This is a genomic window from Staphylococcus casei, from assembly GCF_030294405.1.
GTDB classification, from domain to species: domain Bacteria; phylum Bacillota; class Bacilli; order Staphylococcales; family Staphylococcaceae; genus Staphylococcus; species Staphylococcus succinus.
Window position 1 is genome coordinate 652,270 of the sequence record NZ_CP125718.1, and the last position, 12,434, is coordinate 664,703.

A 12,434-nucleotide genomic window follows, 5' to 3' on the forward strand; every position below is an offset into this window, starting at 1 on the left:
TGTTTTGACTGTCCATGCTTGTGATGATGGCGGCACAAAGTGTTAATTTTGCATCTATACTAGAGTTTTAGGTGAGTACTTTATAAAATATTTTCAATAGATAGATAAAAAGATGATTTCTGCAAAACTTAAGTAGAAATCATCTTTTTAAAATTATCTAAGAAGATACTTATCCCTCAACATCTTCTATCATATTCAATTTATTCTGTTTTATCAATTTGAGCATTAGTCGCATTAGTTCTAGAACGTAAATCAGCTTCAATTTCCTCTAAACTACGTCCTCTTGTTTCAGGTAAGTATTTAACAACAAAAACTAAAGCCCCAATACCAATAACTGCAAAGATTAAGAATACTTGTTCAACTGGTAACACATCAGTCAATATAGGGAAGAATTGCGCCACGAGTAGACTACCAATTGATAATACTAATGCGGCTATCCCAGTTGCTGCACCACGCGCACGCATTGGAAATAATTCTGGTAACATAACCCAAAGTACTGGGCCCCATGTGAAACCAAAGAATATAATGAAAAGTGTTAAACATATAATAATAATCCAAGAAGAAGATTGGATACCAATTGCCCAAATTAAAATAGCCATAATTAATAATGAAGCAACCATACCAATATTTCCTATTACTAATAAGCGTTTACGATCAATTTTATCAATAATCATAATGGCAATAATAGTAACTAATACATTGACTGTCCCGATGCCGACTGTTCCTAAAATAGAAGTGGCATCTCCTAAACCAGCCTTACTAAATATAGAAGGCGCGTAATAAATGATTGCGTTTATACCAATAATTTGTTGGAATAGCGCAAATACACTTCCAATTATCAATGTAGGTCTTAACCATGGAGACTTTAATACTTTCCATGTACTTTCTGAAATACGATTGATTTCTTTCATGTCGGCAATTTCTTTATCAATTTCACTCTGTTTAAATGTCAGACCCATTACATCTCTAGCGGCCTTTTCACTTTTATGTTCAAGTAACCATCTTGGACTTTCTGGCATGAATATGACACCAATTAATAAGATAAGTGAAGGTAATACAGCTAAACCGAGCATCCATCTCCAACCTTCAATAGGCGTGAAAGCATAGTTAATTAGATATGAAGATAAAATACCTATTGTAATCATCAATTGGTTTAATGAACTTAAAGAACCCCTTTGTGCCGTTGGTGCCATTTCTGATAAGTATACAGGCACAATTGCAGTAGAACCACCTACGGCAACTCCAATAACTAATCGTCCAATAACTAATATTGGCATCGATGGTGCTAATGCTAGTATTAGGGCTCCCACGATATATATAATAGCTATGATAAATACGACACGTCTACGTCCGAGCCTATCTGATAATGGGCCACTTGCACCTGCACCAAAGATTGCCCCGACTAACATTGAGGCAACAACTAGGCCCTCTGTAACACTGTTTAAAGGTATATCATCTTTTATAAATAGTAAGGCACCAGAGATTACTCCCATATCATAACCATAGAGTAAACCTCCCAAAGCACCAAGGAAAAAGATGAGTTTTTTGCTTACTTTAATTCCCATAAAAACCCTCCTGATTGTTTTAGACACACATAAGTATACGCTTACATTTATTGCTTGTAAATGTTAAAGTATAAGAATTTTATTTGTTGTTTTATGTTTATATCAAACAAAATACTTTTGTTATCAAAATATAAATGTGCTCATATTTAAATAGATATAAAAGTAAGAAAGGGAGTATAAATAATACAGAATATTAATTAAAGTAGGTCTAAATATCTACATATAGATATTTAAAAATAATAGCTATTGTAGGGAAAACATATGTAACATTTGTTTTTTAATCATATAAAAACGCCCTTCAAAATAGACACTTAAGTTATGTCTACTTTGAAGGGCGCATATCAAAATCCATTAGCGCTTCATTATAATGGAACGTATACTTCAATCATTATAATGAAATGAAGATTATATTGTTTATGCTTCTAAATCAACAACAATTCGACCAGAATTATTATGCTTTAACACATTTTTTATATTTTCTTCTATATCATCAAATTTAATGACTTGTTTAATTTCATGTAACTGATCTGGTTTTAAATCTTTAGCGAGTCTGCGCCAAATATGTTTACGTTGTCTCATTTCTGTATAAACAGAATCAACGCCTATGATATTCGTACCTCTTAATATGAAAGGAAATATCGAACTATCAAATTGATTACCACCTGTCATTCCAATCACTGCGACACTGCCGTTGTAATCAAGATGTTTGATAATTTGTGATAAGCTTTCGCCACCTACAGGGTCAATCACTGCCTGCCAAGTACGCTTACCAAGTGGTTTATTATCGGTTTCTGTAATACGAGGAATGACTTCTTTTGCACCTAATGATTTAAGTTTAGCTTCAGTATTTATTTTACCAGTACTTGCAATAACATCATAGCCAATAGAATCTAACATCATTACGGCTAATGTACCAACGCCGCCAGTTGCACCTCTAACAAGCACAGCTTCATGTTCTACAGATAGCCCGTTGTGTTCTAATTTTTCAATAGCTAAACCTGCTGTATACCCAGCTGTCCCATAAATCATTGCCTCTTCAAGTGTTAGATCTTTAGGTAATGGTACAATCCATTCTTCTTTGATACGTGCATATTCACTAAACCCACCGAAATGACTTATTCCTAAATCGTAACCAGTAACGATGACTTCATCTCCTGGTTCAAACGCTGGTGTCTCTGAACTTTCTACAACACCTGCTAAATCAATCCCAGGTACGATAGGGTAAGATTTTACAACTTTTGTATTTTCTACTGTTGCTAGCGCATCTTTATAATTAATTCCTGAATACTTAACTTTAATAAGCACTTCACCTGCTGGAAGGTCATCTATAGTTATATTTTTAATTTGGTTAGTAACTTTGCCGTCTTGTTCATCGACCACAAAAGCTTTAAATGTTTCAGTCATTGCCACTAGGCACTCCCTTTTATGTATATATATTTAAGAACAATTAAAAAACTAGAACCACTTTATCATGTAATTGAATATTACACAATATGCCTGTTTAACAGTGTTTAGAGGTAAGCGCTTTATTTTGGAATTAAATAAATTTTATTCTAATTTAAAATAAATTAATTACTGTAAATCAAATAAATATTATTTGAATATTCTAAAAATTGTAGTAACTTCAAGTTCGTTTTAGTATAATCAATGATAAATATTTATATTAAAAGGATGATGATTTATGAGTTATAGTATTGAAAAAGTCAAACTATCAGAAGTCGAACAGTTACGAAATTTGTCTATTCAAACGTTTAAAAACACTTTTAAAGATGAAGGACAATATATAGATGAAGATTTTAGTCATTACTTTGCTACCGCTTATAGTGTTAAACAGTTAACAAATGAACTATTAGATGAACAGGCTTTTATATATTTTTATAAAGAAAATGAAGAGATTGTAGGTTATTTTAAATTAAATATAAACGATGCACAAACTGAAAAAATGGGGGACGCATATCTTGAACTACAACGAATTTATTTCTTACCTCATGCCCAAGGCGGTGGCAGAGGTAAGCATGTATTTGAATTCGCCATACAAAAAGCTCAAGAGCTAAATAAAATTAAAATATGGTTAGGCGTCTATGAAAAAAATAAGCAAGCTTTTGAATTTTATAAAAAACAGGGTCTAAATGTAACGGGGAAACATTATTTTTATACCGGATCAGTTGAGGATGTCGATTTAATTATGGAAAAAGAACTATAAAAGTATCTAAAAATAAGTTATAGTAATAATACACATTTGGTTTGTTTTTACAAAAAAGAAAGGAGGGGAATGAAAGTTTATGTAAAGCATATTTAAAGTTTATTTAGCTTGTATTATTTTTTTATAAAAAGAGATGGATTTCCAATAAAAAACGTTTATTTATTGTTTTCAAGTGAATAACGTACTAATGCTCAATAAGACTGTGTAATTATATATAAATATTGCATGGTTATTGAGTATTAAAATTTTAGGAGGTCTTTCAATAATGAAAAAATATTTAGCTGGTTTTCTTACTTTATCTTTAGCACTTGCAGCATGTTCAAATGGTGGCGAGGATAGTGGTAAAGCAGGTTCTGAAAAAGAAAAAACTGAAGAAAAAGCGAAAGACAAAGCAAAAGAAAAAACTGAAGAAAAAAAAGATAGCGAAGATAGTTCAAGTAGTTCAGATAGTAAATCAAGTGATAGCGATTCAAGTAGCCAAACGAGCGATAGCGGTTCAGAAAGCTCAGACCAAGGATCATCAAGTAGTCAAACAAGTGATAGCGGTTCAGGAAGTTCAGACCAAGGATCATCAAGTAGCCAAACAAGCGATAGCGGTTCAGAAAGCTCAGACCAAGGATCATCAAGTAGCCAAACGAGCGACAGTGGTTCAGAAAGTTCAGACCAAGGATCATCAAGTAGTCAAACGAGCGACAGTGGTTCAACTAGCTCAACAGAAGACTCAGCAAGCACTGAATCATAGGATATAAGGTCTAGAAGAAGTAGTTTAAGTAGTGATACTTAAACTACTTCAAATTCATCTAGTAATGAAGATGACTTGTGAAAACATAACAATAATGTAGATTAAAAATAAGGTGGTCTTTCAATCATGAAAAAACTATTAGCAGGTTTCTTAACATTATCTTTAGCATTAGCAGCATGTTCAAATGGTGGCGAAGATGATAGTAGTAAAAAGGACGACAGCGCTAAAGATAAACAATCTTCTGATGATAAGTCGAAAGATTCTGAAAATGATGATAAAAAGAATAATGATAGCTCAGATAAAGACAAAGACTCAAGTAAAGATGATAAAGATAATTCGAGCGAAGATTCAAATGGTGACTCTAGTAGTGATAAATCGGATAGTGCAAGCACTGATGATAGTAATAGCGATAGTAACTCTGACAACGATGCCTCATCAAACACTGATAGTAGCTCAGATTCAGATACTGATGGTACTAATAGCAGTAGCAGTGCAGGTAGTTCAAATGGTACAAATGACAACAGTGATGGCACTACAGATGGAAGCAGTAGTAATACAAACGATTCGAATAGTAATTCAGATACGACTGCAAATTCCAATAGTAACGCGAATAACAATAGTTCGAATAATGGAACAGCACAATATGTTGTACCGTATCAAGGACAGAATGCAGTACCAGTATCACAAAACATTGCATCAGGTAGTGTCAATAATCAAACCGCTTTACAACATTTACCTAATTTTCAAAATTCACTAGATAACGCTACAGCTGAAGTGAATGCAATTAATGGTCAGTCTAATTATTACAATGATTATAGTGTTGAAGGCAGTGAAGGTAATTATAGTTATATCTTTAGTTTCCAAAACCAAGCACAACCAGGTACTTATGCTATTGCTACAGTTGACCAACAGGGTACTGTAAGAGTTGTAGATCCAGCATATCAACAGTAAAAACACCTTACTTTTAAAAGATATAATGACTATGTTTGATATCATTAAATAAAAAACTGGACAACCTCAATATAGATGAGGATGTCCAGTTTTTTATTTATGCAGCTATAGTTTTCAATCTTGTTAAAGCAATAAAATTGTTAAGTGTTAATACATTTTTTTATTATATGGGAAATTGTTTCAAAGGCATGATTATCCTTATTGACAAATGCGCTAGTGTGTATGTCTTTCATTTGATGGCTGATTAAATCATTGAGTAATGCTTTTGAGTCACTATATCTTACTGTAGCAAGTGAGTGCATGACATCCTCATACACACCCCGTTCTGAAATATATTTTTCGTGGTCAGGTGTGTACTGACACACAATTTTATCAATAGTTAATGCATCAAAGATAATAGAAGAATAGTCTGTTAAAACGATATCCGAAACTAATAATAAATCTTGGACCTCAATATGAGCAGGAGCAAGGATAGCATTTTCAGGTATATAGTCAGAGTTATCTTCGATATGACCTTTAAAAATAACATTATATTTATTAAGTAACCCATCACTGATAGGTAATAAGTCTGATTCATTGGTTTCAGTTTTCCATGTTGGTGCGTAAAGTAAAGTTGGTTTATTAGTATCTAGTTTTAGCTCTTGCTTAATGAATGACAGGTAAGGTTGATCGGATTGTTTATCTAATAAATATCTAATTCTTGGATACCCACAATTTAATATATGTGTATGTTGTTGTGGGAATGCTGTTTTAAAATAATCAATAATATCTTCACAATCACTTATAAAATAATCTTGATGTAACCATTTGTTATATTTTCGTGCACGATAATTATATATATTCAAATTTTGTTGTGGTTCTCGACTATCTAGGAACAGTTTCTTTATTGGAGTACCATGCCAAAGTTGTATAATTGTGCCATTAGGTTTTAAATTATCTGGAATATAACTTTCCAAAATGACTACACGTGCACTCTCAATAATTTCTTTGGCTTTTGGGTCATCTGGTTTAATAAAATTTGGACCGTTTACGTCAGCAGTAATAAAATAAATCGGCAACTTCGTAAAATGCTTCGCAAAATGGTTAAATAAATAACGCGAATTACCTCTAAAACCATAATCAAAACCTAAAAATACGATATGACTCTTAATTTTTGAAGTATCTTTTTCATAAATATAGCTTAATGCGCGATGTTTTTTCACAAAGTGATGATGTATTGAGTTGAAAATCCAGTGTGGAACTTTAAAACCTGTGGCCTTCAATAACTTATCAGTAAAACGCATTTGTTCTGGTGAAAGTGTTTCACTAGATTTAAATGGCATAGCATGTTTATGTTCGTAAGCTAATTTGTTCAAATTAAAAGCTGTGGTGTTTAATGGTTCGAATCGATGTATATCCTTCCAAACTTCTTTACTCGTGACGAGTTCTGAAGAGAAATCAAAGACAACGTGACTATCTGTGATTATTTCATCTTGTAGCAAAGATAATAATGCTAAATCGAATAAATGATTGACCGTAAAACTACTTAATATCGACTGGGTAGTTTCGATATGAAAGATGATATTTGGGTAATGATTGATATTTTCAATCCAGTCATTAAAAGTAATGTTTTTTTTACCGAAATAGCGACAGTCATTTAAATATTGTTGATGAATTGTATAATCAGGAACAATAGTGCAAGGTTCTAATTGCACATGAGCCATCATGTTTTTATATATTTTTATATTATTATTTGTTAGTACGATATGTGAATATCCTTCTAAAGATGCTTTTTGAAGTTGATCTTCTAAAAGGTCCCACGAATCTAAATCAATTTGTTTTATCATTAATATCCCTCTACTCAATAGTTGTTGCCTTTATTTTACCACGTCACATACTTTAGATAAAAGAATCCCTTATAACTGGAAAAATTAAAACACAAAATTATATAACATGAATGTCTAATTTTTGAAAATATTCACTATATAAAACAAGTAGAAAAAATTAATGTAAATTTTAAAAAACATATTGTTTTTAGCGATAAAAGTGATATAATCTAATTGTGAAATAATTCACAATAACTTTTACATATTCTAGCTAGATATAAATAAATATAGAAAATGGAAGTGAGTCAAAATGTTTGTAGAAAATTTTAATCCTTTTAACAACATGTTGCTATCTAGTATAGTGGCAGCAATTCCAATTATTTTATTTTTATTATGTTTAACGGTTTTTAAGATGAAAGGTATATATGGGGCTATTACTACGGTAGTTGTAACTTTGATCATTGCGATTTCATGTTTTAAATTACCTATTGGAATTGCATCTGGAGCATTTGTAGAAGGTTTTTTTCAAGGTGTATTACCAATTGGTTACATTGTAATCATGGCAGTGTTACTTTACAAAATAACAAATGAAACTGGACAATTTCATACAATTAAAGACAGTATCTCTAGTATTTCACAAGATCAACGTATACAGTTACTGTTAATTGCATTTGCTTTTAATGGATTTTTAGAAGGTGCAGCAGGGTTTGGGGTTCCCATTGCCATATGTGCTTTATTACTTACACAACTTGGATTTGGCCCCTTACAAGCAGCTATGTTATGTTTAATTGCTAATGCTTCAGCAGGTGCTTTTGGCGCAATTGGCTTACCGGTGTCAGTCATAGATTCATTGAATTTAACTGGAGATATTAAAAGTATGGCTGTTTCACAAATGTCTGTACTGACTTTAGCAATCGTTAATATGTTTATTCCATTTTTATTAATATGGATTGTAGATGGTTTTAAAGGTATCAAGGAAACATTACCCTCAATATTAGTTGTAGGTAGTACTTATACAATATTACAAGGTGCGATTACATTCTTTATTGGACCTGAATTAGCGGACATTATTCCACCGTTAGCATCAATGCTCGCATTAGCATTATTTTCTAAAAAATTCCAACCTAAACATATTTTTAGAATTCAAAAAGATGTTAAGCCAGAGCCTGTAGTAAAACATAAATTTAAATCAGTAATGTACGCATGGAGTCCTTTCTATATTTTGACAGTGATTGTTATGATTTGGAGCACACCTCAATTTAAAAGTTTATTTGAGCCAGACGGAGCGCTTGCACATTTAGTAGCAAATATAACAGTGCCTGGAACTTATAGCGAGGTTGCTAACAAAGCGATTGTATTGCCATTGAATATCGTAGGACAAACAGGCACAGCAATTTTAATTGTTATATTAATAACTTTATTGTTGTCTAAACAAGTACATTTTTTAGATGCATGTCGTTTATTTAAAGAAACATTTAAAGAATTATGGTTATCTATTTTAACAATATGTTTTATTTTGGTTATTTCAAAGTTAATGACATATGCTGGATTAAGTTCAATATTAGGAGAAAGTATTGCTAAAACTGGAAATGTATTTCCACTATTATCTCCAGTACTTGGATGGTTAGGTGTCTTTATGACAGGATCAGTTGTAAATAATAATTCATTATTCGCACCTATCCAAGCTGCAGTTGCCCATAACATTGGTACAAACGGCTCTTTATTAGTTTCAGCTAATACTGTAGGGGGCGTATCAGGTAAATTAATTTCTCCGCAATCTATTGCAATTGCGACAGCTGCAGTTAAGCAAGTGGGTAAAGAATCTGAATTGTTAAAAATGACATTGCGCTATAGTTTTGCATTATTAATATTCATTTGTATTTGGACATTCATCTTAAACTTGATGATTTAAGATAATTTTATAAGTCATTAAAATAAGCGAAAGTATTTTTGCGTTATTTAAATTATTCAAAGACACTTGATATGTTGTGTTTAAGTATAATTTAGCAATGCTGAAAATACTTTCGCTTAAAAATTTTTATTTAATGTGGTGCGTTATGACTTAACAGTGCTTCAAATTTTTGATAAATAGCGGCTGGTGCATATGCTTTTACTGTTTGATAGGCATTATGAATAATAACAGTTTCTTTAAATTCTTGATTAATCAGTCTCCGTAATTTATTTGATAGCGCATCGACATTGTCATGTTCTACTAAGTAACCATTCACATTATTTTTAATAATTGAATCAGGTCCCACGTTACCATCAAAACTAACGACAATATTACTTTGGTTCATTGCTTCTAAAATAACCATTCCGAATCCTTCGTTTCGAGAAGGGATGACAGTAATTTCGCTAATAGATAGTTTCTCATTTAACTGTTGTGTTGGACCTTGTAATTTTACGATATCATGCAGTTGATATTGATCAATGAGTTGTTGTAATTCAGCTTCTTCTTGACCACTACCATATATATGCACTTGATAACCGAACTGCCGAACAATGTGTTGAATAGGATTAATACTTTTAATTAGTAAATCAAATCCCTTTTCAAATTCCAAACGACCTGCAGCAGTAATTAATTTTTCCTTAGTGTTATCCAATCTCGGCTCATTTAAAATATTTGGCACAACAAATACAGGAGTTTGGATATGCGTTTGATATTTTTGTTGATCTGCTGAAGTAAGGGTGGTTACTTTATCTAAATAAGTATATGCATTTAAGATTTCACGTTGATAGGCCTCAGGATGAGCATCAAAGTTCATATGTTCCATACCAACTTTATCTACAGATTTGCTAGCATATTTTGCAATTAAAATATTAAAGCTTGCTCTGGTTCCAACAATTACATCAGTGTTCACTTTGTGAATGGCTTTAATCATTTTTTTTTCAATATAATGTGAGAATTGGTTGATGCCTGGCTCATATTGAGAGAGCAGACGAGGATTAGATAATGATGTGTATTTGCTAATGCGATTAAATATAAGGTCTTTAAGATTTAATGGATGTAATTGATAATTAATTAAAGGCTTTAGCTTTATAGAATTATGAAGATCAAAATAGGGACGATCGCTTCCTTTAAATACTGAGATTATCTCTACACTATGTCCTTTTTCTGCGAGTGTGTTAGCTAATTGTGAAATAGATTTAACCGTACCTCCCATAGCATAAACATTATGCATGAAAAATGTGATTGATTTCATAAGAAAACCTCCAAAATTGTCTAAACTTAAATTAAAATACATTATAGCATGAAATGTTTTTAAGGACCTTATAACATCAAAAAAGACACACTTTAGTGTGGTAAATAGGATGAAATCAATCTTTGGCGCATTCGTTGATGGACGAATGGCTTTGATGCTAGTTAACACATATTAACAAAATTTGTGTAGAATTACTGAAATCCCTTTTTTCATAGGGCAATAACGTATATAATTAGAGTAGTTAAGAAGGTTTATATCGTTATGACATTGTTCTTTAAGATGAAAATAGCGTTGAAAAGTTTTTTATTTTTTAGTTATAGAAAACGCTTTATTCTATGAGAAAATAGATTGTTTTCTAATTTTAAGTAGATGAAGATAACGTATCTATAAACATATATAAAGGGGGACTGTGTTTGTTATGAGTACACTACATAGCAAAACAGATGTCATCTTAATTGGTGGCGGTATTATGAGCGCAACATTAGGAACTTTATTAAAAGAATTTGCACCTGAGAAAGAAATTAAGGTATTTGAAAGATTAGCTACACCGGCTGAAGAAAGTTCTAATGCGTGGAATAATGCGGGGACAGGGCATTCTGCATTATGTGAATTAAACTATACAAACGAAAATAAAGACGGATCAATAGATATTAATAAAGCTGTAAAAATTAATGAACAATTTCAAATTTCTAAACAATTTTGGAGTTACTTAGTTAAAGCCGGTCAGCTTGATAGTCCAGAATCATTTATTAAACCGGTACCACATATGAGTTTTGTTCAAGGGGTACGTAACGTAGATTTCTTGAAAAGACGTGTGGATAGACTAAATAAAAACGTTTTGTTTAACAATATGGAATTTACAGATGATAAAGAGAAAATCGCTGAATGGACGCCATTAATCATGGAAGGGCGCACGTCTCATATTCCTATGGCAATTACATATGATAAAACTGGAACAGATGTGAATTTTAGTGAATTAACTAAAAAGTTATTTAAAAATCTTGAAGCGAAACAGGTTGAATTAAACTATGAACACGAAGTAGAAGACTTGAAACAACGTAAGGATGGGCTTTGGGAAGTTAAAGTAAAAGACTTAAAAACAAACAAAGTTACGGTTGTTGAAAGTAAATTTGTATTTATTGGTGCAGGTGGCGCGAGTTTACAATTACTACAAAAAACAGGTATCAAAGAGTCTAAACACATAGGTGGTTTCCCAGTTAGTGGTTTATTCTTAGTTTGTAAAAATGAAGATATTACAAAGAAACATCTTGGAAAAGTTTATGGTAAAGCTTCAGTAGGTGCGCCACCAATGTCAGTACCGCATTTAGATACACGTTACATTGATGGAGAAAGAACATTGTTATTTGGACCTTTTGCTGGTTTCTCACCTAAGTTTATGAAGACTGGATCAAATTTAGACTTAATTAAATCTGTTAAGCCTAATAATATTATTACAATGTTATCTGCAGGTATTAAAGAAATGAATTTAACAAAATATTTAATTTCACAACTCACGCTATCTAATGAGCAGCGTATGGAAGATTTACGTGAATTTGTTCCAAATGCTAAGAGTGAAGATTGGGAAATAGTTGTTGCTGGTCAACGCGTACAAGTTATTAAAGATACTGAAAATGGTGGTAAAGGCACCTTACAATTTGGTACAGAAGTTATCACTTCAGAAGATGGATCATTATCTGCTTTATTAGGTGCATCACCAGGAGCTTCTACTGCTGTAGATATTATGCTTGATTTACTTAAGCGTTGTTATAAGGATGAATTCCAACTTTGGGAAGAAAAAATCAAGACGCTTGTGCCTTCGTATGGTATGAAATTATCTGAAAATGAAGCGCTCTACACGCAGGTTAATAAAGAAATTAAAGAATATTTAAAAATAGATTAATTTGTAGTATTAAATAATTACAGTAATATAGTATTAAGCGCGCCGTTCTTCTAGATGTATTTCTA

The 12,434-nt window shown here is 32.0% G+C and carries 9 protein-coding genes; 5 read left to right on the forward strand and 4 right to left on the reverse strand.

From position 1 onward, the window contains the following. Positions 1-200 precede the first annotated feature (200 nt). Together glcP and QMO72_RS02885 are read right to left on the reverse strand one after the other, a co-directional pair. Positions 201-1,565 carry a glucose transporter GlcP gene (gene glcP / locus QMO72_RS02880; RefSeq protein ID WP_199196662.1) on the reverse strand — a complete coding sequence of 455 codons (1,365 nt, stop codon included), beginning with the start codon at positions 1,563-1,565 and terminating at the stop codon, positions 201-203. 414 nt (positions 1,566-1,979) lie between these two features. Continuing rightward, positions 1,980-2,969 (reverse strand): acrylyl-CoA reductase family protein, encoded by a 990-nt coding sequence (locus QMO72_RS02885; RefSeq protein ID WP_103268016.1) that lies wholly within the window; start codon positions 2,967-2,969, stop codon positions 1,980-1,982. 277 nt (positions 2,970-3,246) lie between these two features. Between QMO72_RS02885 and QMO72_RS02890 the strand changes: the two genes are divergently transcribed. The 3 genes from QMO72_RS02890 (at position 3,247) to QMO72_RS02900 (ending at position 5,461) form a co-directional block, all read left to right on the forward strand. Next, the gene (locus QMO72_RS02890; protein WP_103268012.1) at positions 3,247-3,768 is read left to right on the forward strand and encodes a GNAT family N-acetyltransferase; all 522 of its coding nucleotides are present in this window, start codon (positions 3,247-3,249) and stop codon (positions 3,766-3,768) included. A 265-nt stretch (positions 3,769-4,033) separates the two neighbouring features. Continuing rightward, a complete protein-coding gene (locus QMO72_RS02895; RefSeq protein ID WP_103268013.1) occupies positions 4,034-4,510 on the forward strand; it encodes a hypothetical protein in 477 nt (158 codons plus the stop codon). Between the two features lie 126 nt (positions 4,511-4,636). After that, entirely contained in the window at positions 4,637-5,461 is an 825-nt protein-coding gene (locus tag QMO72_RS02900) for a hypothetical protein (RefSeq protein ID WP_103268014.1), read from the forward strand. A 140-nt stretch (positions 5,462-5,601) separates the two neighbouring features. On the opposite strand, the gene QMO72_RS02905 is transcribed toward QMO72_RS02900, so the two are convergent. Further along, the gene (locus QMO72_RS02905) at positions 5,602-7,287 is read right to left on the reverse strand and encodes a CDP-glycerol glycerophosphotransferase family protein (RefSeq protein WP_103268015.1); all 1,686 of its coding nucleotides are present in this window, start codon (positions 7,285-7,287) and stop codon (positions 5,602-5,604) included. 289 nt (positions 7,288-7,576) lie between these two features. Between QMO72_RS02905 and QMO72_RS02910 the strand changes: the two genes are divergently transcribed. Next, complete coding sequence (locus QMO72_RS02910; protein WP_103267575.1) at positions 7,577-9,178, forward strand: L-lactate permease; 1,602 nt, start codon at positions 7,577-7,579, stop codon at positions 9,176-9,178. A 130-nt stretch (positions 9,179-9,308) separates the two neighbouring features. On the opposite strand, the gene QMO72_RS02915 is transcribed toward QMO72_RS02910, so the two are convergent. After that, positions 9,309-10,469, reverse strand: coding sequence for a glycosyltransferase family 4 protein (locus tag QMO72_RS02915; protein ID WP_103267574.1), 1,161 nt, complete (start codon positions 10,467-10,469; stop codon positions 9,309-9,311). A gap of 418 nt (positions 10,470-10,887) precedes the next feature. Between QMO72_RS02915 and mqo the strand changes: the two genes are divergently transcribed. Next, positions 10,888-12,369: a malate dehydrogenase (quinone) gene (mqo, locus tag QMO72_RS02920; protein WP_103267573.1), complete on the forward strand. Its 1,482-nt coding sequence runs from the start codon at positions 10,888-10,890 to the stop codon at positions 12,367-12,369. Positions 12,370-12,434 lie beyond the last annotated feature (65 nt).

Excerpts from the sequence above, each read along its gene's own strand:
- QMO72_RS02915 (WP_103267574.1), bottom strand. The coding sequence starts at position 10,469 with ATGAAATCAATCACATTTTTCATGCATAATGTTTATGCTATGGGAGGT.
- QMO72_RS02900 (WP_103268014.1), top strand. The coding sequence starts at position 4,637 with ATGAAAAAACTATTAGCAGGTTTCTTAACATTATCTTTAGCATTAGCA.
- glcP (WP_199196662.1), bottom strand. The coding sequence starts at position 1,565 with ATGGGAATTAAAGTAAGCAAAAAACTCATCTTTTTCCTTGGTGCTTTG.
- QMO72_RS02895 (WP_103268013.1), top strand. The coding sequence starts at position 4,034 with ATGAAAAAATATTTAGCTGGTTTTCTTACTTTATCTTTAGCACTTGCA.
- mqo (WP_103267573.1), top strand. The coding sequence starts at position 10,888 with ATGAGTACACTACATAGCAAAACAGATGTCATCTTAATTGGTGGCGGT.
- QMO72_RS02890 (WP_103268012.1), top strand. The coding sequence starts at position 3,247 with ATGAGTTATAGTATTGAAAAAGTCAAACTATCAGAAGTCGAACAGTTA.
- QMO72_RS02905 (WP_103268015.1), bottom strand. The coding sequence starts at position 7,287 with ATGATAAAACAAATTGATTTAGATTCGTGGGACCTTTTAGAAGATCAA.
- QMO72_RS02910 (WP_103267575.1), top strand. The coding sequence starts at position 7,577 with ATGTTTGTAGAAAATTTTAATCCTTTTAACAACATGTTGCTATCTAGT.
- QMO72_RS02885 (WP_103268016.1), bottom strand. The coding sequence starts at position 2,969 with ATGACTGAAACATTTAAAGCTTTTGTGGTCGATGAACAAGACGGCAAA.